Genomic DNA, 21291 nt, shown 5'->3' with positions numbered 1-21291 from the left:
CGCAATCGCCCGACCCGCTGCACGCGATGAGGGTTCCGCGCGCCGGGCGATTGCTCATCCCACGCCGAAAGGCGTAAATCAGCTACCGGCTCCGGTCGCGGCTGGATGAAAGACCAGTGGCAGGTCAGGATGATCCGGTCGACCTGCCAATGGGCGTGACGCGCGGCCGCGCTCAGGGTGGCGAACTGAACAGGGACAACCTCGATGGTGATGGCGTTCTCGAAAAGAAGGGCCAGAAGGTCATGAACGGAGACCAAGCTGACCCGCTTCAGGGCATCCGCGTCGCGATCGCCAGCAATCCTGTTGCCCAAGACCCTCTCGACCAATCCCGCATTGAGGACCGCCGCCGCCGTCGTTGTGTCGCAACCAAGATGGGCAGACAGCGCGTTGGCGGGGACCGATCCCCGCAGCTCGCACGCCAGGGCTTCGCTTTCGACCGCATCGAAGGTAAGCGCATTCAAAGGTCGGCCGTCATCTGCCGACAACAGTCCCAAGCCGGCGAATACGTCTCTCACCTGCAACCTGGACATTCCGCACACCGCGGAAAGCGTCGCAAGGTCATGTCGACGCCGTGCAGGCACGACCTCCCCGAAGACGTCCTCCCCGGCTGCGAGAGGCACATCATCAAGCAGGAACGAGCGCACCAGCGGGCGGAGCGGGGACAGATCCTCGTTCAGCCTGACTGCGTCATAGAGCCTGCTCAAGGCGCGGGCGGGGGTGTTGACGCGGCCCTTTCGGCCCCGTTGGCACAGAATATCGTCGAGGGCCTTCAGGACGCTCGCCTCGCCGCAGCGCTTCGAAGCCGATCCGGCAAGCATCACCCAGGTCGCGGGCCGCTTGGTTCCGCATGGCGTTCCCCAGGCAGCTCGAAATGCCCATGACCTGATCGAGACGACAACCGTCCGGCCACAGCGGTTCGCGCGCGGAGCCGTCCAACCGATCCTCGACATAGCGTTGCAAGGGTCCGCGTGACATCGGCTTGGCCGCATCGCAAAGCTGTCGCAGCGCCGCAGAATTCGGGAACGCAACAGACGGCACCAGCGCGTCGAAATGGACATCGGTCGGTTTCGTGGTCAGAGCAATACCGTGGCGATCACAGCAGACGGTGCTGGTAAATTGCCAGATGGCACGGCTGTGCTGGGGGCGGTCCTCAAGCAGACACAACGAGCAAAACACCGTCTCGCGGCGGCAAAGCATGGACGGTTTGAACACCTCGTGCCGAAACCGCCGCATATTCCCGTCATGTCTGAAGATCGCGGAAGCCTCCAGCGCCGATGCGTCGCCGCCGAAGAGATCGGGGAGACGGGCAAGCACTGTCAGGTCCTTACGGGTTCGACGTCCATTTGAGGGAAGCCGACGATGCCCGGCGGACCGTCGAGCAGAAGGGGCGGCATCCTGAGGCCCGGCCAGCCCTCGCGCACCGAGCGGCGCATCGCGTGCCAAACCATCTCGGTTGCGGGGGCCATGCAGGGCATGTCCTCGTGCAAGGCCGCGGCCAGTTCGTCGGCGTGATGCTCATTCCGGATGGCGATCAGCCGGGCGCCGTCTTTCAGAACTTCAAGCCGCTCACGATCATCGCGCTTCAGATGCTCGAGGCCGGAAGCCGCCTTGCGACATTCCATGAGCCGCTTGACCCGACGCTTGACGCGGCTCTCGTCGTCATCGCCGAACCGCCCGCCGTTCAGACGCTTCATGGTCAGCACCAGGCCGGTGCCGTCCCAGACCAGCAGCTTCAGTCGGTCCGCGCGGCGGGAGCGGAACACGTAGATGGCGCTATCGACGGGATCGAGCTCGAAATGGTTGGCGACATGCGCCACCAGCCCGTCCACGCCCTTGCGGAAATCGATCGGTTCGGATGCCAGGAAGATGCGGAAACTGCCGGAGGGGGAAATCAAGGCGAGGCCCTCAAGAGGGTATGGCGTGGCCGGCAGGCATGCATCAGGCGAACAGTCTGAGCAAATTCCGAAAGCAGACTTTCCAGCATGCTCGGGTCGATGGGAATATAGCCTGCGGCCTCGATCATATGTATCTGGCGCGCGATGCCGTTCAAATGCAGGGGTGCCAGTGCCCGTCGCTGGGCGAAGGAAAGACCCAGACGGATCAAGCCCTGCAAGCTGCGAGCCCAGCCGTCAGATCGGTCAATCAGCAGCAGTCGCGGCGTCAGCACAGCGCGGCGCCCCAGGCGGGGATGATCCATCAGCACACCCCAAAGCGCGGGAAACCCTTGTGCAGAAAGACGGGGCTGCCAAGCCTCAAGGACGATCGCGTCTGCAAAATCGTTGGGGCAGGGCGTGGCCGCGCGAAGTAAGGCATGAATGCGCCCGAAATGCGTTTCGGCGATCGATGCGTGGGCGGTTATGGCCCTTGAGGGGCCGTGTGGGCATGGCGGCAGCTGGTCAGCAGCCGGATCGAGTGAATTGATAGAACAGGACAGCATCTTCAGCGGAACTTTCAGCATAACCTGCTGTTCAGAGACCAAAAGATTCTCTGACGCAGCAGTGGCGACATTGTAGCTGGCCAGCCTGTGCTTCGAGGCTGTCGCTGGTCAGTGCCTGAGGTGTTGCTGAAATGTTCCCGAGGCGTCAATCGGGCAGATCAAGTATCACAGTGGCCTTAGACCACTGGTTGGAAGGGGAAAGTGAGAAGATCGGCCTTGACCGTAAAGCGTTGAAATATAGCAACATCAACCAGATCAACGGTCCAATGGTAAACATTTGGCCAACCAATGGTCGCCGAAACGGGCCAAATGGCTGCTTTTTGGCCGTCGGTTCATCAGCTCTGGTGGATGCCTGGAGCCTCACCGAGCATACACCGCCAAGTATCAAAAAGCGAATAATGAACATTATGTCATTGCTATCAAATAACGACTGAGGCCACATTGACTGCCGGAATCGCCAGAAGCGGATGGTTGCACTGTCGACGGCGCTTCGCGCGATCTTGTCACAGCATGTCGCGATGCGGCAGGTATTCTTTCTGCCCTTGAAGCTGTGCGCCATGCGGTCGCACAAGGGTCGAGCTTGCAGTCGACCGCTCCGCGCGGCTTGCCGGATTCGCGCATCGGGGTGACCGGCCCGCCGCCACGGCCTGCCGCCGCTTTTCAAGCCTGCCCGCGCCATAGCCCGGGCCCTCCGCCAGAGCACAGGATTCCGGCATGCCGTCCTTCAGGATAAGGTCGACATCGTAACAGCATAACGTCGGCCCCGGACGGGAGGACCAGACTTTCGGGCTGGCCCTCACCCTTGACCCGGAAGCGGATCGCATTGGCAAAATGGCGGCCCACCCCGTGGATCGTTGCCCCGCCGAGCTCTCCCGCGCGCCGAGAACTCGCATGCGCAGGCCGCTTGTACCCCGCGGCCCGATGACGGGCGTGGCGCGCGCTGCGGCCGATCATCCTGCCCGATCCGGCTTCCCCCTCGCACTCAAGGCCCCGTGCCGGAACCGGCGACAGACAGCAGGTCTTTGCCGAACGCCCCGAGGCAGCACGCGTCATGGCGCCGGTGCGCAAACAGGACGGAGCCTTCAAGGTACTCCCCTGCGCCCTCCCGCGTCAGTTTGCGCGCGGGGCAAGTGCCTATCATAGAGACCAGCTTGCAACACGTTCTGCCTGAGATGCGCACAGCTTCGTCCGACACAGCCTGGGCGGAGATGGATACCCGGCTTGCGATCCGTCAGGCGGCTATCGGGAAGCCTCTCGTGGGTGCTCGTCCGCACCTGCTTCGGGGGCTACGCCGTTCAGGGCCACATGCAATACCCGGGCCTCACGCGGTGAGAACGGGCTTCATTCTGCGTGGCCGGCGGGCTAGCCTCGGGATATGATATCCGAAGCGAACTCCGCATCACACAGGCAGGCGCCGCGCTGGATTGGTGCGGAGCATGCGGATGCCCCGGGCTCCGCCTTCGCGGCGGCCGGAGCGCTGGCATGGCTGGATCCGATCGCCCGTGCGCCCGGCACGCCTGCGCTTCTCTGGCGGCGCAGGCTCGCTTTGCAGGCCGCGACGACGCTGAACCGACTGGATGGACGGAGCGAGGAAGCCGGACAGATCCGCGATCACTGGATCCTCCGGCGCCCGCAGGATGATCCCGGCCCTGCCGGGCGCCTGCTGGCCGCCTGGCGGGCGCTGGCCGATCCGGCCGCCACAGAGCCCGCGTTCTGGCAAAGCGATCTGGCGCCGCTGTTCGGCCTGCCGCCGGAGCCGCTGGCGCAGGCGATCCACGGCGTGCCGGTGAGCGCGCAGCTGCCCATCGCCTGGGCTGCGCGCCTGGCGGGCGCTGTGCTCGGGCTCGGTCCGGCCTGGCGGGGTGCGGCGCTCTGGCTGGCGGATGCGGCATTGGCCCGGGCGCTCGGCTGGCCGCGGGCCGTCCCGCTGCTGGCGGCGCAGCTGCGGCCGGCCGATCTGCGCCGCTCGGCCGACCCGGATGCCTGGCAGATCCTCTGTGCCAATCGCTGGGCCCGGGCCGCGCTGCAGGCGGCGGCGCTGCATGCGGATCTGGCGCGCCGGGCGGAGCGCCTCGCGCAGACGGCGCCCCGCCTGCGCGCGCGCGATGCCGCGACGACCGTCGCCGCCCTGCTCAGCGAAGATGCCCTCGCCCCGCGCGCCGGCCTTCACGCAAGCGACCGCGCCGCGCGGCGGCTTTTCGAGCGGCTCACGGCGCTCGGCCTCGTGCGTGAGCTCAGCGGCCGGGCGCAATTCCGGATTTACGGGCTGTGAGGGCCCCGCACGCAGACTGGGACCGCGATCTCCAGGCGCTGCCACAGGCGGAGCGCTGGCGGGAATGGATGTTGCGGGTGGAAGCGGTCCTGTTTGCCAGCGGCGCGCCGGTCGGGCGCGAGGCGCTGGCCCGCGTGGTCGGCCCGGATTGCGCCATCGAGCTGCTGATAGAGGATATCGCCGCCAGCCTTCATGAGCGTCCATATGAGGTCGTCGCAGTGGCGGGCGGCTGGCAGATGCGTACCCGGACCTGCCATGCCGCGGCACTCCGCGCGGCCCGGGGCGATGCGACGCGCGCGCTCCGGCCCGAAGAGGCGCTGATCCTTGCGGCCGTGGCCTATCTGCAGCCGCTGACGCGCCGCGCACTCTCGCGTGTGCTCGGCCGCGGGGTCGGGCGCGAGCGTCTCGGGCGACTGATCGCGGAAGGGCTGCTTGCGCGCGGCCCGCGCAGCCCCGAGCCGGGCGCGCCCTTCACCTATGTGACCACCCAGGCCTTTCTTGCGCATTTCGGGCTGCAAAGCCTGAGCGACCTGCCCGATATCGGCGCCCTCGCTCTGGACCCAGAGGACTGGCGCGACACCTCCGAGGCGCTGCCCGAATTTGACTGACCCGGCACCGCTTCACCCCCTTGCCCCGCGGCACCCGGCGCGGCGATAGTGCCGAGGACACAACCGATGACAGGCCAATGCCCCGCTCCTCCGTTCTGACACCGTTCCGCAACCCGACCTTCCGCGCGCTCTGGGGCGCGACCCTCGTGTCGAACCTCGGCGGGCTGATCCAGGCCGTGGGCGCGGGCTGGATGATGGCGCAGCTGACCCCTTCGCATGGGCTGGTGGCGCTGGTGCAATCCTCCAACACGTTGCCGATCATGGTGTTCTCGCTCATTGCCGGGGCGCTGGCCGATAATTTCAACCGCCGCCGCATCATGATTTTCGCGCAGCTGTTCATGGCGCTGGTATCGGCGGCGCTGGCGGTCTGCGGCTGGCTCGGCGTGCTCACCCCCTGGCTTCTGCTCGCCTTCACCTTCCTGATCGGCTGCGGCATGGCGCTGTTCAACCCCTCCTGGCAGGCCTCCATGGGCGATATCGTGAACCGCGACGACCTCCCCAGTGCCGTCAGCCTGAACAGCATGGGCTTCAACATGATGCGCAGCCTCGGCCCGGCGATCGGGGGGCTCATTGTCGCGGCGGCGGGGGCGGCCGCGGCCTTCGCGCTGAATGCGCTCAGCTATGTGCCGCTGACGCTGGCGCTTGCTCGCTGGAAGCCCGCCTATCCGCAGCCGAAGCTGCCGCCGGAAACGCTGGGCTCGGCGCTCGGGGCGGGGCTGCGCTATGTGCTGATGTCGCCCGCGCTGCTGCGGGTCATGGGGCGCGGCGCGGTGTTCGGCTTTGCCGCCGTTTCGGTGATGGCGCTGCTGCCGCTCGTTGCGCGCGATACGCTGGGGGGCACTGCGCTCACCTATGGCATCCTGCTCGGCTGTTTCGGGCTCGGCGCCATCGGCGGGGTGGCGCTGAACGGGCCGCTGCGCGAGCGGCTGTCGAATGAGGTGGTGGTGCGGCTGGCCTTTCTCGGCTTCGCGCTCGCGGTCGGGGCTCTCGCCAATTCGGCCTTGCTCGCTCTCAGCTGCCTCGCCCTGCTGCTGGCCGGCGCCTGCTGGGTGCTGGCGCTGTCGCTCTTCAACGTGACGGTCCAGCTCGCCACGCCCCGCTGGGTGGTGGGCCGCGCGCTCTCCTTCTATCAGACCGCGACCTTCGGCGGCATGGCCACGGGCGCCTGGGTCTGGGGCGCACTGGCCGATGCCCAGGGCGTGGGCTTCGCGCTCTGCGGAGCGGGCGTTTTGCTGCTGATCGGGGCGGCGCTCGGCTTCTGGCTCCGGCTTGCCGAATTCTCCACCCTGGATCTCGACCCGCTCGACCGGTTCCGCGCCCCCGAGCCGCAGCTCGAGATCAAGCCCCGCTCCGGGCCGATCATGGTGATGGTGGATTACCTGATCGAGCCCGCCGATACCGACGCCTTCCTCGGCCTGATGCAGGAGCGCCGCCGGATCCGCATCCGCGACGGCGCCCGGCAATGGGCCCTTCTGCGCGATCTGGAGAACCCCCGGCAGTGGACCGAGAGCTACCATGTGCCGACCTGGCTCGATTACCTGCGCCACAACCAGCGCCGCACCAAGGCCGATGCCGAGAACCTCGACAACCTGCGCGCGCTGCACCGCGGCGATGCCGGCCTGCCGCGGGTGCACCGGATGATCGAGCGCCAGACCGTGCCCCCGCACGACGACATTCCCCCCCGCCCGGTGACCCCGGAGGTGCCGGGCGTCTAGAGCCCCTTGGAGCGGTAGGTCCGCGCCACGCGGTCGATCGCAAAGACATAGGCCGCCGTGCGCAGATCGCCCACTTCCGGGCGCCCGTGCCAGATCGCCCGCATCGCCTGATAGGTGGTGCGCATTGTGTCATCCAGCCCCGAGCGCACCAGCGCCAGCTCGTCGGAGCCGGTCAGGAACCGCTCCTTGAAATCCGGGCGCAGCTCCCACCCGAGGCCCCGGTCCGCGGAGAGCCGCTCCAGCTCCTCCACCAGCATCCGCGAATGCGCCTCCTCGGCGCGCCGCTGCATCCGGCCGAAGCGCATGTGCGAGAGGTTCTTCACCCATTCGAAATAGCTCACGGTCACGCCGCCGGCATTGGCATAGAGGTCCGGGATCACGATCGTGCCCTTCGCACGCAGGATTTCATCGGCGCCATAGGTCACCGGCCCGTTCGCGGCTTCGATGATCAGGGGGGCCCGGATGCGGGCGGCATTGCCCTTGTGGATCACACCTTCGAGCGCGGCTGGGATCAGGATGTCGCAGGCATGCTCCAGCACCTCCGCCCCGGCCTCCACATAGGACGTGCCCGGGTAGCCCTTCACGCCGCCGTTCTGCGTGACCCATTCCTTCAGTGCCTGGATATCGAGGCCGCGCTCGTCGATCACCGCGCCGTCGCGCTCGATCACCGCGATCACCTTCGCCCCATCCTCCTCCGAGAGGAATTTCGCCGCATGGTAGCCCACATTGCCGAGGCCCTGCACGATCACCCGCTTGCCCTCGAGCCCGCCCTGCAGCCCCGCCCGCGCCAGATCCGCCGGGTGCCGGAAGAACTCGTGCAGCGCATATTGCACGCCGCGCCCGGTGGCCTCCACCCGGCCGCGGATGCCGCCCGAATTCAGCGGCTTGCCGGTGACGCAGGCGCGGTGGTTGATATCGGTGGTGTTCATGCGCTGATACTGATCGGCGATCCAGGCCATCTCGCGCTCGCCGGTGCCCATGTCGGGGGCCGGTACGTTCTGCGCCGGGTGGATCAGGTCGCGCTTGATCAGCTCATAGGCGAAGCGGCGGGTGATCTGCTCCAGCTCATGCTCCTCCCAGGCGCGCGGGTCGATGCTGAGCCCGCCCTTGGAGCCGCCGAAGGGCGTCCCCACCAGCGCGCATTTATAGGTCATCAGCGCGGCCAGCGCCTCCACCTCGTCCTGGTTCACATTGGTGGCGAAGCGGATGCCGCCCTTGACCGGCTCCATATGCTCGGAATGCACCGAGCGGTAGCCGGTGAAGGTCTCGATCTTGCCGCGCAGCCGTACACCAAAACGCACCGTATAGGTGGAGTTACAGACGCGGATCTTTTCTTCCAGCCCGGGGCTGAGATTCATGAACTGGGTCGCGCGCTTGAACATCAGATCGACGGAGGCGCGGAAGCTGGGTTCCGGGGTCATGTGCATGGGTCGTGTCCTTTGGGCAATGGCTGTCCGTCCGCCCCGGCGGGGCGGCTGCGGTAGCAAGGGTTTCGGTGTTGGGTCAGATCATCCGGTCATCGTCGGCCAGACGTTGCAGTTCGGCCCACAATCGCTCCATCGGGCGCGAGCGCGGCGCCCGGTCGCGCATCATGGCGATGCCGATCGGCTCTTCGGTATCGGGGTCGGAAATGCGCAGCAGGCGGCCCTGCGCGAGGTCTTCGCGCGCCGCGCGCGCGGGCAGCCAGGCCACGCCCAGCCCCGCCCGCGCCGCCGTGCGCAGCCCGTCCGCCATCGAGTTCTGATAGCGCAGCGAAAGCCGCCCGGCGAGCGCATCGCGCGCGGTGATCCGGGCCGCCACCTTGCCGAGGAAGCTCTCCTCCGAATAGCGCAGCCAGGGGATCTCGGCATCGCCGAGGCTGAACAGCGGCTTGCCGTTCTCCAGCCCGGAAACCGCGATCATCACATCCTCACCGAGGCTGAGCGCCGAGAACCCATCGTCGATCTCCGCGGTGACGATGGAGGGATGCGTATAAGACAGCAGGATATCCGCAGTGCCGGTCAGAAGCGCCTCCACGCAGCCTGCGAAATCATCGGCCAGAACCTTCACCGGCGGGATCGTCCGGCGCCGGTTCGCCGCGGCCAGGACCCCGGGCAGAACGGCGGTGGTCAGCGCCTGCAGCGCGGCGATGGAGACCACCTCCTCCCCGCCCTGCAGCCCGCGCAACCGGCTGCGCGCCGTGGACAGGGTGCGCAACAGCTCGACCGCCATCGGCCGGAACTCCACCCCCGCCGGGGTGAGCGTCACCGGATGGACCGAGCGGTCGAACAGCGGCGCGCCGAGTGCATATTCCAGCTTGCGGATCCGGCGGGTGAAGGCCGGCTGCGTCACGTTGCGCCGTGCCGCGGCCTTGGAAAACACCCCCGCCTCCGTCAGGACGAGGAAATCCTCGATCCAGTCCAGTTCCATTCCGTTTCTCCCCGTTGGGCACAGGCTAGCCTGCACAGCCGCAAGCGGCAAAAGCCGTTATGGCAAGGATAATACCGTTTCGGCATGATGCCCAGACGGTATGACATATGCCTGCAATGGCCCCGGGGCCTCGCCGGTACCCGGGCAGCACCCGGATAGAATGATTCTGCTGATACTCTGGCATGGCAGGGCCTGATCGCTGGAATGCCCCTCCGAAAGCCCCGCGGTAGAAATATTTTCTCTTTTTGGAGAAGAATTCACTACTCCCCTTTCCTTTCCTCGGGCCGGGCGGCCGCGTATTTTCAGCCCTCTGAGCAAGGAGCCGCCGATGACCCTCTCGATCGCCCATCTGACCCGCCGCTTCGGCCAGACCGAAGTGCTGCGCGGCATCGACCTGGAGATCGGCAAGGGCGAGCTGGTGGCGCTGCTCGGGCCATCGGGCTCGGGCAAGACCACGCTTCTGAAGATCATAGCCGGGCTCGATTGGCCCGATGCCGGGACGCTGGCGGTGGATGGCGCAGACTGGCTGAAAAAAAAGGCGCAGGACCGCCGCATCGGTTTCGTGTTCCAGCATTACGCGCTGTTCCCGCATATGACCGTGCGCGACAATATCGCCTTCGGCCTCAGCGTGCTGCCGAAGGCCGAGCGCCCGGCGCCGCGGCAAATTGCGGCCAAGGTCGAGGAATTGCTGCATTTCCTGCAGATCCCGCAGCTTGCGGAGCGTTTCCCCGCCGAGCTCTCGGGCGGGCAGCGGCAGCGGGTGGCGCTTGGCCGGGCAATGGCGATCGCGCCGCAGATGCTGCTGCTGGACGAGCCCTTCGGCGCGCTCGATGCCCAGGTCCGCCGCGACCTGCGCCGCTGGCTGCGCGGCGTGCTGGAACAGGCGCGCACGACGACCATTTTCGTCACCCACGATCAGGAAGAGGCCTTCGAGCTTGCCGATCGCGTGGTGGTCATGGGCGCGGGCCGGATCGAGCAGATCGGCCGCCCCGAGGAAATTCACAACCACCCCGCCACCCCTTTCGTCGCGCGCTTCCTCGGCATGACCGTGGAGGTGCCGGTGGCGCTGCGCGCAGGCCGCGCGGAGGCTGCAGGCTTCGATATGCAGGCGCTGCCGCGGGTGGCGATGGCCGATGGCGCCGCACAGCTGTTCCTGCGCCCGGCCGATATCACCCCGGTGCCCGATCCGAAGGGCCGGTTCCGCGTGGCTGAGGTGACCTCCACCGGCGCACTTCTGCGGATCGCGCTGGAGGATACCCAGGGTACGCTCACCCCCGAGGTGGAGATCGCCCGCCGCCTTGCGCCGCCGCTTGTGCCCGGCGCGCCTGTCATCCTGCGGCCCGAAGCCGGGCGCCTGTTTCCCGCGGCCGGGGCCAGTCAGCCCGCCGCCCCCGAGATCAAGATCCTGAAGGAGTATTCCCGGTGAAAACCCGTATCGCCGCCGCGCTGATCGCCCTCGGCCTCGCCGCCCCCGCCTTTGCGCAGGACGCGCTCCTGAACGTGTCCTACGATATCTCGCGCGAGCTGTTCCAGCAGATCAACCCCGAGTTCGCCAAGGACTGGAAGGCCAAAACCGGCCGCGACGTGAGCGTGGACCAGTCGCATGCGGGCTCCTCCAAACAGGCCCGCGCCATCCTGGAGGGGCTGCCCGCAGATGTGGTGACCTTCAACCAGGTCACCGATATCGACGTGCTGGCGAAGGCCGGTATGGTGGACGAGGACTGGCGCAGCGCCTTCCCGAACCAGGCCTCGCCCTACTATTCGCTTCCGGCCTTCCTGGTGCGCAAGGACAACCCCAAGGGCATCAAGGACTGGGACGACCTCGCACGCGACGATGTGAAGGTGATCTTCCCGAACCCGAAGACTTCGGGCAACGCGCGCTACACCTATCTGGCGGCCTATGATTACGGGCTGAAGACCTTCGGCGGCGATGTGGAGAAAACGCAGGCCTTCGTGAAGAAGATCTTCGCCAATGTCCCCGTATTCGAGACCGGCGGGCGCGCCGCGACCACGACCTTCGCCGAAAAGGAAATCGGAGATGTGCTGGTGACCTTCGAGGCCGAAACCGGCGGCATCGCGAAGCAATATGCCGACAAGGGCTTCGTGCGGGTGACCCCCTCGCGTTCGATCCTCGCGGAATTCCCGGTGGCCATCGTCACCGAGAACGCCGAGAAGAAGGGCACCGAGGAGGTGGCGAAGGCCTATCTCGGCTTCCTCTATGCCCCGGCCGGGCAGGAGATCCTCGCGCAGAATTTCAATCGGGTGCATGACAAGGACGTGCTGGCCAAACACGCGGCCGACTTCCCCGATGTCACGCTCGATCCCGTCGAGGATGTGTTCGGCGGCTGGGGCAAGGTGACCGAAGAGCATTTCGCCGAAGGCGGTATCCTCGACACCCTGTTCGTGAACCAATGAGATCCAAACGGGTCCTGCCGGGCTTCGGCCTGACCATGGGGGTGACGCTGGCCTATGTCGGCGTCATCGTCCTGTTGCCGGTGGTGGCGCTGGCGCTGAAGGGGGCGGAAATCGGCCCGGCGAAGTTCCTCGCGATCCTCGGTTCCCCGCGCACGCTGGCGGCGCTGAAGCTCACGCTGAGCGCCGCGGCCATGGCCACGCTGTTCAACGCGGTCTATGGCCTTCTGATGGCCTGGGTGCTGGTGCGCTACGAATTCCCCGGCAAGCGGCTCCTCGATGCGCTGATGGATATTCCCTTCGCCCTGCCCACCGCAGTGGCGGGCCTCGCGCTTTCGGCGCTGTTTGCGGGCAATGGCTGGTATGGCGCGCTGCTGGAGCCGATGGGGGTGCAGGTCGTCTACACGATTTGGGGCGTGGCGATCGCGATGGCCTTCACCTCGATCCCCTTCGTCGTGCGCACGGTGCAGCCGATCCTGGAGGACCTCGATCCGCAATACGAACAGGCCGCGCGCACCCTCGGCGCGCATCCGCTCACCATTTTCCGCCGGGTGGTGTTCCCGGCGATCCTGCCCGCCTTCCTGGTGGGGGTGACGCTCAGCTTCGCGCGCTCTCTGGGCGAATTCGGCGCGGTGGTCTTCATCGCGGGCAACCTGCCGATGAAGACGGAAATCGCCTCGCTCCTCGCCGTGATCCGGCTCGAGGAATATGATTACAATGGCGCGGCCGCCATCGCGCTGGTGCTGCTGCTGATCGCGCTCGTGCTGCTGGCCCTGTCGAACCTGCTGCAGGCCCGCGCGCTGCGCTACAAGGGGAAAGCCGCATGATCGCCGATCTGGGCGCACTGGCGCCGCGCGAAAGCCGGCTGGTGCCGCGGCTGCTGATCGGCACGGCGGTGCTGCTCACGGCGCTCGTGGTGGTGGTGCCCATGCTCTATATCTTCCACCGCGCCTTTGCGGCGGGCTGGGCGATGTTCGCGCAAGCGATCGCGGATCCGGGCTCGCTACATGCAATCTGGCTCACCTCGCTCGTGGCATTGATCGTGGTGCCGGTGAATATCGGCTTCGGCATCGCTGCCGCCTGGGCCATCGCGCGCTTCACCTTCCCGGGGCGCAAGGCGCTGCTCACCCTGATCGAGATCCCGTTCTCGATCTCGCCGATCATCGCCGGGATCTGCTATCTGCTGCTTTATGGGCGCACGGGCCTCCTCGGGCCCTGGCTGAACGCGGCGGATATGAAGGTGCTGTTCGCGCTTCCGGGCATCGTGATGGTGACCATGTTCGTTACCTGCCCCTTCGTGTTGCGTGAGGTGCTGCCGCTGATGCAGGCGCAGGGCTCGGAGCAGGAGCAGGCCGCGGTCACGCTGGGCGCCTCCGGCTGGCAGGTGTTCCGCCGGGTCACTCTGCCCAATATCCGCTGGGCGCTGCTGTATGGCGGGGTGCTGTGCGGCGCGCGGGCGGTGGGCGAATTCGGCGGCGTATCGGTGGTCTCGGGCTCGATCCGCGGCCAGACCATGACCCTGCCGCTGCAGATCGAGCTTTTGTTCAACGACCTGAACATGGTCGGCGCTTTCGCGGCCGCCTCCTCGCTCACGCTGCTGGCGCTGGTGGTTCTGGTGCTGAAATCGGTGATGGAGGCGCGGCGCGGCTGAGGCTGCGCCGTCACCATCTTATCACGAAACCGACACCGATCTTTTGGTTAAGTTTCAATGAATTTCCGGATGGTCCCGGCACCGCCCGCCCTGCCGCGGGCGCGTTCATTCTGACCAGACGGAGACCGACCGATGAGCCCCACCCGCAGCCTCATGCTTGCCACCGCCCTCCTCGGCGCGCCGCTTTCGGCCCATGCCGCGAGCTTCGATACCCTGAGCGGCAATGCGCCCGTCGTCATCGCCCATCGCGGCGCCAGCGGCTACCTGCCGGAGGAAACCCTGGGCGGCTATGAGCTCGCGCTGAAGCTGGGCGCGGATTATATCGAGCCCGATGTGCAGACCACCGCCGATGGCCATCTGGTGGCGATGCACGACGCCACCCTCACCCGCACGACCAATGTCGAGACCCTGTTCGCGCCGCGCAACGGCAGCTACCGGGTCAGCGATTTCACCCTCGCCGAGATCAAGACCCTGACCGTGGAGCCGACCGGCGCCCTCGCCGCGCCGGACAGCACCTATCCGGGCTTCACCCCGGTCTCTGCCACCCCCTATACCGTGCCCACGCTGGATGAGGTTCTGAGCCTCCTGACCACCTGGAACACCGAAAACGGCACCTCGGTCGGCGTCTATCCGGAATCGAAAACGCCCTATAACTCCTACCAGAACCAGAAGATCGTCGAGACCCTGCAGGCGCATGGCTATACCGACGCGTCGGACAAGGTGATCCTGCAGTCCTTCGTCCATGCCTCCATCGTCGAGCTGGGGCAGGAGCTGGCCGCGAATGGCATGACCGCGGAGCTCGCGCAGCTCGGCGGCGTCACGCTGCTGGACGGCAGCTATGGCGTAACCGGCACCGATGGCTTCTTCAGCCTCGCTGAGATCGCCGACGTGGCGACGGGCGTTGGCGTGAGCTATACCGGCATCACCGAAGCCTTCATCGACGCGGCCCATGCGCTCGGCCTCACGGTCCATGCCTATACCTTCCGCCCGCTGAGCGAGGAGGCCGCCTTCGCCATGATCCAGCCGATGCTGGAATGGGGCCTGGACGGCTTCTTCACCGACTATACCGATTTCGGCCTGACAGTGCGCAACAGCTATGCCGCCGATGTCAGCGCGGTGCCGGTGCCGGCGGGCCTGCCGCTGCTGCTCACCGGCGTGGGTGCGCTCGTGGCCGTGCGGCGGCGCCGCAAGGCCGCCTGAGCTCAGACGACGAGCTCGATCAGGAACGGGCCGGTGCGGGCGAAACTCGCCCGCATCAGCGCGTTCACCTGCTCCATGGTTTCGGCCCGCGCGGCCTCCACACCGAAGCCGCGCGCAAGGCTCACCCAGTCGATATCGGGGCGCCCGAGGTCCAGCATCTCCATCGCGGTCGGGCCCGGCGTGGCGCCGGTGGCGTGATATTCGCCGATCAGGATGTTGTAGCGCCGGTTGCTGATCAGCAGCGTGGTGCAGGGCAGGTTCTCCCGCGCCTGGGTCCAGAGCGCCTGCAGCGAATAGGCGGCCGAGCCATCCGCCTGCAGGCTCACCACCCGCCGCCCCGTGGCCAGCGCGGCGCCCGTGGCCATCGGCAGCCCGTCCCCGATCGCGCCGCCGGTCAGCGCCAGCCAGTCGTGCGGGGCCATTGTCACCTGCCCGAAATTGCGCCCGAAGGTGATGCTCTCATCGACGACAATCGCGCCTTCCGGCAGCAGCGCGCCGAGGCTCTGGGCCATGCTTTCGGGCGTGATCGCGCCGGTCGCGGCCTCGGGCAGCGGCCCGCCGCCCGGCAACATCCCCTCCGGCGCGGCCAGAGCATCGGCCAGCGCCGCCAGCGCCTGACCCGCGTCCTGCTCGGGGCGCGCCAGCACATGCAGCTCCACCCCTTCGGGCAGCAGCGACGAGGGCCGCCCCGGATAGCCGAAGAACGCCACCGGCGCCTTCGCCCCCACCAAGATCACCGTATCGAAGGGCGCGAGCTTCTCCATCGCGAGATCCATCGGATAGGGAATGCGCGGGATCGGCAGCCGCCCCTGCCCGCGCTCCATCCGCGCGGTGAGGAGCTCGGCCATCACCTCCGCGCCGGTGGCGGGCAGGATCCGCGCCAGCGCCCGCTGCCCCGGCCCCATCGCCGCATTGCCGCCCACGAACAGAAGCACCCGCCGCGCCGGGTCGCGCAGCAGCCGCGCCGCGGTCTCGATCACTTGCGCATCGGGCGCGGCCGCAGGCGCCACCGGCCCGGCCACCTCGGGCGCGGCGCCTTCCTGCCACGATACATCCGCAGGCAGGATCAGCGTCGCGATCTGCCCCTGCCGCGCCGCCTGGATCGCGGCCACCGCCGCGCCCCCGATCCGCGCGGGCGCGGCCACCGTTTCCACCCGGTGCGAAACGGTGCGCGCCATGCCTTCGGTATCCGCCGTCAGCGGCGCATCGAAGGGCCGGTGCCAGGTCGCCTGATCGCCGACGATATTCACGATGCCACTGCGCCCGCGGCGGGCGTTGTGCAGGTTCGCCATGCCATTGGCGAGGCCGGGGCCGCAGTGCAGCAAGGTGGCCGCCGGTTTGCCCGCCATGCGGAAATAGGCATCGGCCATGCCCGTCACCACCGTCTCGTGCAGCCCGAGCACGCATTTCATGCCCGCCACACGGTCCAGCGCGGCCACGAAATGCATCTCCGACGTGCCCGGATTGGCGAAGCAGACCTCCACCTCCGATTGCAGCAAGGTGGTTACAAGAGCTTCGGCGCCGTTCATGGTATCCTCCCGTTTTGACCGGACGGTAGAACCGCCGGCTCGCTGCCGCAACCCCGGGCTTGACCGGCGCGGGCAGAGCGGGTCAGGTCGGGCCAGAGCAGGAGAGCCCATGGCATTTACCATCCGACAGTTGCGCTATTTCGTCGCCGCCGCCGAAAGCGGCACGGTTTCGGGCGCGGCGCTGGCGCTGAGCATTTCGCAATCCGCGGTGACGGAGGCGATCCGCGACCTCGAGCTGGACCTCGGCGTGCAGCTGTTCGACCGCCACCCCCGCGGGCTGGATATCACCCAGAAGGGGCACCAGTTCCTGCGCCATGCCCAGGGCATCCTCTCCAGCATCGCCGATGCGCGCCAGGCCCTCGCCTCGGATGCGGAGCGGGTCTCGGGGCGGCTGCATATCGGGGTCACCTCGCTGGTCGCGGGCTATGTGCTCTCCGATATCCTCGCGCGGTTCCGGCGCGCCAATCCGGCGGTCGAGGTGACGGCGCTGGAGGATTCGGGCGATTATCTGGAGCATCTTCTGATCGGCGGCGAGCTCGACGTGGCGGTGATGGTGACCTCGGCGCTGCGCGACCGGATGGCGCTGCAGACCGAGATCCTGGAGGTCTCGCCCTATCAGCTCTGGCTGCCCAATGGACACCCGCTGACCGAAGCCACCTCTGTCGCGATCGAGGATCTGGTGGGCGAGCCGATGATCATGCTGCGCCTCGACGAGATCGAGGAGGCGACGCGCTCGCTGCTCGGGGCCTTCGGCGCGCGGCCGCGTGTGGCGTTCCGCACCCGCTCGGTCGAGGCGGTGCGTTCGCTGGTGGCGACGGGGGCGGGAATCGCGCTTCTGCCCGAGCTCGTTTATCGCCGCTGGTCGCTGGAAGGGGACCGGATCGTCTCGCGCGATGTGTCGGGCACGCTGCCGGTGGTGCAGGTGGGCGTGGTCTGGCGCAAGGGCGCGCCGCTTTCGGCGCCCGCCCGTGAATTCATTCGCGCCGCCCAAAGCCAGTCTGCGCAACGATAAATTCAGGTATCTTTATTTCCGATAGCGCCGTTCTGACAATTGAATTTGCGAAATCGGATCCGCTGCCGCAGGCTTGCACCCGAGAGGTCAGAGAGCCTCGCCTCAACAGGGAACATGCGGATGAAAAAGCTTCTGAACCTCTGCGCCTCGGGCCTCGCCCTCGGTGCCGCGCTTGCTCTGCCGGCCCAGGCCGAGATGCTCAAGGAACTCGGCAAGCCCGAAGGCGCGCTCTCGATCGTGGCCTGGCCGGGCTATATCGAACGCGGCGAGACCGACAAAGCCTATGACTGGGTGACCAAGTTCGAGGAGAAGACCGGCTGCAAGGTCGAGGTCAAGACCGCGGGCACCTCCGATGAAATGGTCTCGCTGATGAACCAGGGCGGGTTCGATCTGGTGACGGCTTCGGGCGATGCCTCGCTGCGGCTGATCGCGGGCGGCAAGGTGCAGCCGATCAACACCGGCCTGATCCCCGATTGGGCCCGGGTCGACGACCGGCTGAAGGATGCGCCCTGGCATACGGTCGATGGCGTGCATTACGGCACCCCCTTCATGTGGGGCCCGAACGTGCTGATGTACAACACCGAGGTGTTCAAGACCGCACCCGACAGCTGGGACATCGTGTTCCGCGAGCAGACCCTGCCCGATGGCAAGTCCAACAAGGGCCGGGTGCAGGCCTATGACGGCCCGATCTATATCGCCGATGCGGCGCTCTATCTGAAGGCGCACAAGCCCGAGCTCGGGATCGAGAACCCCTATGAGCTCAATCAGGCGCAATACGATGCCGTGCTGGAGCTGCTGAAGGGGCAGCGCCAGCTGGTCTCGCGCTACTGGCACGATGCGATGGTGCAGATCGACGATTTCAAGAACGAAGGCGTCGTGGCCTCCTCCACCTGGCCATTCCAGGTGAACCTGCTGGAGGCCGACAAGGCGCCGGTGGCCTCCGTCGTGCCGAAGGAAGGCGCGACGGGCTGGGCCGATACGCTGATGCTGCACACGGACTCGAAGCACCCGACCTGCGCCTATCTGTGGATGGAGCATTCGCTGAACTCGAACCTGCAATCGGATCTCTCGGTCTGGTTCGGCGCGGTGCCTTCGGTGCCCTCCGCCTGCTCCGACAAATCCGGCATGCAGACCGCCGAGGGCTGCGATGCAAACGGGCTGAAGGACTTCGACCGGATCTGGTTCTGGCGCACGCCCACCTCCAAATGCGAAGCTGGCGGCTGCGTGCCCTATCACCGCTGGGTTTCCGATTACATCGCCGTGATGGGCGGCTGAGACCCGTTTCCGGCCCGGACCGCGCGTCCGGGCCCCCTCCCCCCTGAAAGTTCGACCATGACCCAAGCTGTGAGTTTCCGCGGCGTCTGTCGTCATTTCGGCACGATCCGTGCCGTGGATGGCGTGGACCTCGATATCGCCGACGGTGAGTTCTTCGCCATGCTCGGCCCCTCCGGTTCCGGCAAGACCACCTGCCTGCGCCTGATCGCCGGCTTCGAGCAGCCCACCGCCGGCACGCTCGCCATTTACGGCGAACCGGCCGAAGGCGTGCCGCCCTACCGGCGCAATGTGAACACGGTGTTCCAGAATTACGCGCTGTTCCCACATATGAATGTGCGCGACAACGTGGCTTTCGGGCTCCGGGTGAAGGGCGTGGGCCGGGCCGAGCGGGCCCAGGCCGCGGATGAGGCGCTGGCGCTGGTGGAGCTTTCGGGCTACGGCGCGCGCCGCGCGGGCGAGCTTTCCGGCGGGCAGCGGCAGCGGGTGGCGCTGGCACGCGCGCTGGTGAACAAGCCGAAGGTGCTCCTGCTCGACGAGCCGCTCGGCGCGCTGGACCTGAAGCTGCGCGAGCAGATGCAGGGAGAGCTGCGCCGCCTGCAGCGCGCGCTTGGCCTCACCTTCGTTTTCGTGACCCATGATCAGGAGGAGGCGCTGTCGATGGCCGACCGCGTCGCCGTCTTCGCCGAGGGCCGGATCCAGCAGGTGGGCACGCCCGAAGAGATCTACCGCCGCCCGGCAAGCCGGTTCGTGGCGGATTTCGTGGGCTCCTCCAATGTCCTGCCCTCGGATTTCACCGGCACTGGCCCTTCCGGCCGCTGGGCCAGCCTGCGCCCCGAAGACATCCGCCTCGATCCCGCGGGCCGCGCGGCCACCGTCACCTCGCGCGCCTATCACGGCCGGGTGGTGAAGCTCGGCCTGTCGCTCGGCGGGCAGGAGCTGACCGCGCTCCTGCCGCCCGGAGACCTGCCCGAACCGGGCCAGAGCACCCATATCAGCTGGGACCCGGCCAAGGTCCATGTGATGGGGCCGGAGGCATGAGCGCCGCGATCTTCCCGCCCCGCGGCGGCCCTCTGGCGCAGGCCGCCGATTGGGTGATCCGCCATCCGCGGATGTTCACCTTCCTGATGATCGCGCCGATCGTGCTCTGGCTCGGCATCATTTACATCGGCTCGCTCATCGCGCTGCTGATGCAGAGCTTCTTCTCCATCGACGAATTCTCCGGCGTGATCCGGCACGAATTCACGCTGGCCACCTATGCCGAACTGCTGCGCCCGTCGAATTTCGATATCATCCTGCGCACGGTGGTGATGGCCGCGGCGGTGACCCTCGCTTCGGCGGTTCTGGCCTTCCCGATCGCCTATTTCGCCGCGCGCTATGCCACCGGCAAGTGGAAGGCGCTGTTCTATATCGGGGTCATGCTGCCGCTGTGGTCGAGCTATCTGGTGAAGGTCTATGCCTGGAAGCTGGTGCTGGCGAAGGAGGGCATCCTGAACTGGCTCTTCGCGCAGCTGCACCTCACCTGGCTGCTGGATGCCGTGCTGGCGATGCCGGTGGTGGGGGGCAATTCGCTCTCGGTGAGCTACCTCGGCACCTTCATCGTCTTCGTCTATATCTGGCTGCCCTACATGATCATCCCGGTGCAGGCATCGCTGGAGCGGGTGCCGGGCGCGCTGATCGAAGCCGCGGCCGATCTCGGCGCCCATCCCGCGCAATCTTTCCGGATGGTGCTGCTGCCGCTGGCGCTGCCCGGCGTGGTGGCGGGGTCGATCTTCACCTTCTCGCTGACGCTGGGCGATTACATCATCCCGCAGATCATCGGCTCGTCGCGGCTGTTCATCGGCCAGGCGGTCTATACGCAACAGGGCACGGCCGGGAACATCCCGCTCGCCGCCGCCTTCACCGTGGTGCCAATCGTGATCATGGGCTTCTACCTCTGGGGCGCGCGCAAGATGGGGGCTTTCGATGCACTCTAAGGCTCCGCTTCCGCTCCGCCTCGCGGCCATCGGCGGGCTCGTGTTCCTGCTCGCGCCGATCGCGCTGATCTTCCTCTATGCCTTCACCACGGAGGAAAAGAGCTACCAGTTCCCGCCGCCCGGGCTCACGCTGCAGTGGATCGGCGTCACCATGGGGCGCGCGGATGTCTGGGCGGCGCTCGGGCTCTCGCTGAAGGTCGCGGCGATTTCCACCGCCCTCGCCCTGGTGCTGGGCACGCTGACCGCCGCCGCCGTATCGCGCTCGCGCTTCTTCGGGCGGGAGGCGATCTCGCTCCTGGTGATCCTGCCGATCGCGCTGCCGGGGATCATCACCGGGATCTCGCTGCGCTCCGCCTTCGCGCTGATGGACATCCCCTTCAGCACCTGGACCATCGTTCTGGGCCACGCCACTTTCTGTATCGTCGTCGTCTACAACAATGCCGTGGCGCGGTTCCGCCGCACCTCGGGCGCGCTGATCGACGCGGCGATGGACCTCGGCGCCGACGGGCTGCAAACCTTCCGCATGGTGATCCTGCCCAATATCGGCACTGCGCTGCTGGCGGGCGGCATGCTCGCCTTCGCGCTCAGCTTCGATGAGGTGATCGTCACCACCTTCACCGCCGGGAACCAGTCTACCTTGCCGATCTGGATGCTGGAGGAGCTCGTCCGCCCGCGTCAGCGCCCGGTGACGAATGTCGTCGCCATGGCCGTGGTGCTGGTGACGGTGATCCCGATCCTTGCCGCCTATTACCTGACCCGCGACGGTGAACACACCGCCGGCTCCGAGAAATGAGGGAG

General features: G+C 67.1%; 20 protein-coding genes and 1 pseudogene. 14 read left to right on the top strand and 7 right to left on the bottom strand.

Translation table 11 applies throughout. The annotated features are described in order from the left end of the window. The 4 genes and pseudogenes from ACOMG5_RS03070 to ACOMG5_RS03055 form a co-directional block, all read right to left on the bottom strand. Nucleotides 1-704: pseudogene (locus ACOMG5_RS03070) on the bottom strand (hypothetical protein); the annotation flags it as partial. Then, nucleotides 688-1410, bottom strand: coding sequence for a TniQ family protein (locus ACOMG5_RS03065; protein WP_420342313.1), 723 nt, complete (start codon nt 1408-1410; stop codon nt 688-690). The gene ACOMG5_RS03065 and the pseudogene ACOMG5_RS03070, both read right to left, overlap by 17 nt. Next, a complete protein-coding gene (gene tnpB, locus ACOMG5_RS03060; RefSeq protein WP_420342310.1) occupies nt 1317-1895 on the bottom strand; it encodes an IS66 family insertion sequence element accessory protein TnpB in 579 nt (192 codons plus the stop codon). The genes ACOMG5_RS03065 and tnpB overlap by 94 nt, the downstream gene beginning before the upstream one ends. Further along, the gene (locus ACOMG5_RS03055) at nt 1892-2458 is read right to left on the bottom strand and encodes a DUF6634 family protein (RefSeq protein WP_420342309.1); all 567 of its coding nucleotides are present in this window, start codon (nt 2456-2458) and stop codon (nt 1892-1894) included. Before ACOMG5_RS03055 ends, tnpB begins: the two co-directional genes overlap by 4 nt. A gap of 167 nt (nt 2459-2625) precedes the next feature. On the opposite strand from ACOMG5_RS03055, the gene ACOMG5_RS03050 reads away from it, so the two are divergent. The 4 genes from ACOMG5_RS03050 (at nt 2626) to ACOMG5_RS03035 (ending at nt 7032) form a co-directional block, all read left to right on the top strand. Next, complete coding sequence (locus ACOMG5_RS03050; RefSeq protein ID WP_420342308.1) at nt 2626-2871, top strand: hypothetical protein; 246 nt, start codon at nt 2626-2628, stop codon at nt 2869-2871. A gap of 941 nt (nt 2872-3812) precedes the next feature. Continuing rightward, nucleotides 3813-4709: a DUF1403 family protein gene (locus tag ACOMG5_RS03045; RefSeq protein WP_420342307.1), complete on the top strand. Its 897-nt coding sequence runs from the start codon at nt 3813-3815 to the stop codon at nt 4707-4709. A gap of 68 nt (nt 4710-4777) precedes the next feature. Further along, the gene (scpB, locus tag ACOMG5_RS03040; RefSeq protein WP_420342306.1) at nt 4778-5317 is read left to right on the top strand and encodes an SMC-Scp complex subunit ScpB; all 540 of its coding nucleotides are present in this window, start codon (nt 4778-4780) and stop codon (nt 5315-5317) included. A gap of 77 nt (nt 5318-5394) precedes the next feature. Next, complete coding sequence (locus ACOMG5_RS03035) at nt 5395-7032, top strand: MFS transporter (RefSeq protein ID WP_420342305.1); 1638 nt, start codon at nt 5395-5397, stop codon at nt 7030-7032. Here ACOMG5_RS03035 and ACOMG5_RS03030 read toward each other — a convergent pair. Continuing rightward, a complete protein-coding gene (locus tag ACOMG5_RS03030; RefSeq protein WP_420342304.1) occupies nt 7029-8459 on the bottom strand; it encodes a Glu/Leu/Phe/Val family dehydrogenase in 1431 nt (476 codons plus the stop codon). The genes ACOMG5_RS03035 and ACOMG5_RS03030 overlap by 4 nt on opposite strands. A 76-nt stretch (nt 8460-8535) precedes the next feature. Next, a complete protein-coding gene (locus tag ACOMG5_RS03025; protein WP_420342303.1) occupies nt 8536-9441 on the bottom strand; it encodes a LysR substrate-binding domain-containing protein in 906 nt (301 codons plus the stop codon). A gap of 328 nt (nt 9442-9769) precedes the next feature. Here ACOMG5_RS03025 and ACOMG5_RS03020 point away from each other — a divergent pair, with 328 nt between their 5' ends. From ACOMG5_RS03020 to ACOMG5_RS03000, 5 genes are all read left to right on the top strand, one after another. Beyond that, nucleotides 9770-10867 (top strand): sulfate/molybdate ABC transporter ATP-binding protein, encoded by a 1098-nt coding sequence (locus ACOMG5_RS03020; RefSeq protein WP_420342302.1) that lies wholly within the window; start codon nt 9770-9772, stop codon nt 10865-10867. Beyond that, entirely contained in the window at nt 10864-11856 is a 993-nt protein-coding gene (locus tag ACOMG5_RS03015) for a sulfate ABC transporter substrate-binding protein (RefSeq protein WP_420342301.1), read from the top strand. Before ACOMG5_RS03020 ends, ACOMG5_RS03015 begins: the two co-directional genes overlap by 4 nt. After that, nucleotides 11853-12680: a sulfate ABC transporter permease subunit CysT gene (gene cysT, locus ACOMG5_RS03010; protein WP_420342300.1), complete on the top strand. Its 828-nt coding sequence runs from the start codon at nt 11853-11855 to the stop codon at nt 12678-12680. Before ACOMG5_RS03015 ends, cysT begins: the two co-directional genes overlap by 4 nt. Then, nucleotides 12677-13504 carry a sulfate ABC transporter permease subunit CysW gene (cysW, locus tag ACOMG5_RS03005; protein WP_420342299.1) on the top strand — a complete coding sequence of 276 codons (828 nt, stop codon included), beginning with the start codon at nt 12677-12679 and terminating at the stop codon, nt 13502-13504. Before cysT ends, cysW begins: the two co-directional genes overlap by 4 nt. A 132-nt stretch (nt 13505-13636) precedes the next feature. Then, nucleotides 13637-14704 carry a glycerophosphodiester phosphodiesterase family protein gene (locus tag ACOMG5_RS03000; RefSeq protein WP_420342298.1) on the top strand — a complete coding sequence of 356 codons (1068 nt, stop codon included), beginning with the start codon at nt 13637-13639 and terminating at the stop codon, nt 14702-14704. Nucleotides 14705-14706: 2 nt separating this feature from the next. Here ACOMG5_RS03000 and ACOMG5_RS02995 read toward each other — a convergent pair whose 3' ends face one another. Beyond that, nucleotides 14707-16233 (bottom strand): acetolactate synthase large subunit, encoded by a 1527-nt coding sequence (locus ACOMG5_RS02995; RefSeq protein ID WP_420342297.1) that lies wholly within the window; start codon nt 16231-16233, stop codon nt 14707-14709. Nucleotides 16234-16342: 109 nt separating this feature from the next. Here ACOMG5_RS02995 and ACOMG5_RS02990 point away from each other — a divergent pair, with 109 nt between their 5' ends. The 5 genes from ACOMG5_RS02990 (at nt 16343) to ACOMG5_RS02970 (ending at nt 21286) form a co-directional block, all read left to right on the top strand. Further along, nucleotides 16343-17245, top strand: coding sequence for a LysR family transcriptional regulator (locus ACOMG5_RS02990; protein WP_420342296.1), 903 nt, complete (start codon nt 16343-16345; stop codon nt 17243-17245). 120 nt (nt 17246-17365) lie between these two features. Continuing rightward, on the top strand, nt 17366-18520 hold the full coding sequence (locus ACOMG5_RS02985; protein WP_420342295.1) for an ABC transporter substrate-binding protein: 1155 nt from the start codon (nt 17366-17368) through the stop codon (nt 18518-18520). Between the two features lie 57 nt (nt 18521-18577). Beyond that, complete coding sequence (locus ACOMG5_RS02980) at nt 18578-19558, top strand: ABC transporter ATP-binding protein (protein WP_420342294.1); 981 nt, start codon at nt 18578-18580, stop codon at nt 19556-19558. Beyond that, nucleotides 19555-20493 (top strand): ABC transporter permease, encoded by a 939-nt coding sequence (locus ACOMG5_RS02975; RefSeq protein ID WP_420342293.1) that lies wholly within the window; start codon nt 19555-19557, stop codon nt 20491-20493. The genes ACOMG5_RS02980 and ACOMG5_RS02975 overlap by 4 nt, the downstream gene beginning before the upstream one ends. Then, nucleotides 20483-21286: an ABC transporter permease gene (locus ACOMG5_RS02970; protein ID WP_420342292.1), complete on the top strand. Its 804-nt coding sequence runs from the start codon at nt 20483-20485 to the stop codon at nt 21284-21286. The genes ACOMG5_RS02975 and ACOMG5_RS02970 overlap by 11 nt, the downstream gene beginning before the upstream one ends. Nucleotides 21287-21291 lie beyond the last annotated feature (5 nt).

The organism is Paenirhodobacter sp. (assembly GCF_041916475.1).
GTDB lineage: Bacteria > Pseudomonadota > Alphaproteobacteria > Rhodobacterales > Rhodobacteraceae > Rhodobacter.
Note: the sequence above shows the minus strand (reverse complement) of the source record. Positions and strands in the feature narration are given on the sequence as shown.

What these genes read in the sequence shown, in the direction of transcription:
- ACOMG5_RS03055 (WP_420342309.1), bottom strand. Translation starts at nt 2,458, where the DNA reads ATGCTGAAAGTTCCGCTGAAGATGCTGTCCTGTTCTATCAATTCACTC.
- ACOMG5_RS03045 (WP_420342307.1), top strand. Translation starts at nt 3,813, where the DNA reads ATGATATCCGAAGCGAACTCCGCATCACACAGGCAGGCGCCGCGCTGG.
- scpB (WP_420342306.1), top strand. Translation starts at nt 4,778, where the DNA reads ATGTTGCGGGTGGAAGCGGTCCTGTTTGCCAGCGGCGCGCCGGTCGGG.
- ACOMG5_RS03035 (WP_420342305.1), top strand. Translation starts at nt 5,395, where the DNA reads ATGCCCCGCTCCTCCGTTCTGACACCGTTCCGCAACCCGACCTTCCGC.
- ACOMG5_RS03030 (WP_420342304.1), bottom strand. Translation starts at nt 8,459, where the DNA reads ATGCACATGACCCCGGAACCCAGCTTCCGCGCCTCCGTCGATCTGATG.
- ACOMG5_RS03025 (WP_420342303.1), bottom strand. Translation starts at nt 9,441, where the DNA reads ATGGAACTGGACTGGATCGAGGATTTCCTCGTCCTGACGGAGGCGGGG.
- ACOMG5_RS03020 (WP_420342302.1), top strand. Translation starts at nt 9,770, where the DNA reads ATGACCCTCTCGATCGCCCATCTGACCCGCCGCTTCGGCCAGACCGAA.
- cysT (WP_420342300.1), top strand. Translation starts at nt 11,853, where the DNA reads ATGAGATCCAAACGGGTCCTGCCGGGCTTCGGCCTGACCATGGGGGTG.
- cysW (WP_420342299.1), top strand. Translation starts at nt 12,677, where the DNA reads ATGATCGCCGATCTGGGCGCACTGGCGCCGCGCGAAAGCCGGCTGGTG.
- ACOMG5_RS03000 (WP_420342298.1), top strand. Translation starts at nt 13,637, where the DNA reads ATGAGCCCCACCCGCAGCCTCATGCTTGCCACCGCCCTCCTCGGCGCG.
- ACOMG5_RS02995 (WP_420342297.1), bottom strand. Translation starts at nt 16,233, where the DNA reads ATGAACGGCGCCGAAGCTCTTGTAACCACCTTGCTGCAATCGGAGGTG.
- ACOMG5_RS02990 (WP_420342296.1), top strand. Translation starts at nt 16,343, where the DNA reads ATGGCATTTACCATCCGACAGTTGCGCTATTTCGTCGCCGCCGCCGAA.
- ACOMG5_RS02985 (WP_420342295.1), top strand. Translation starts at nt 17,366, where the DNA reads ATGAAAAAGCTTCTGAACCTCTGCGCCTCGGGCCTCGCCCTCGGTGCC.
- ACOMG5_RS02980 (WP_420342294.1), top strand. Translation starts at nt 18,578, where the DNA reads ATGACCCAAGCTGTGAGTTTCCGCGGCGTCTGTCGTCATTTCGGCACG.
- ACOMG5_RS02975 (WP_420342293.1), top strand. Translation starts at nt 19,555, where the DNA reads ATGAGCGCCGCGATCTTCCCGCCCCGCGGCGGCCCTCTGGCGCAGGCC.
- ACOMG5_RS02970 (WP_420342292.1), top strand. Translation starts at nt 20,483, where the DNA reads ATGCACTCTAAGGCTCCGCTTCCGCTCCGCCTCGCGGCCATCGGCGGG.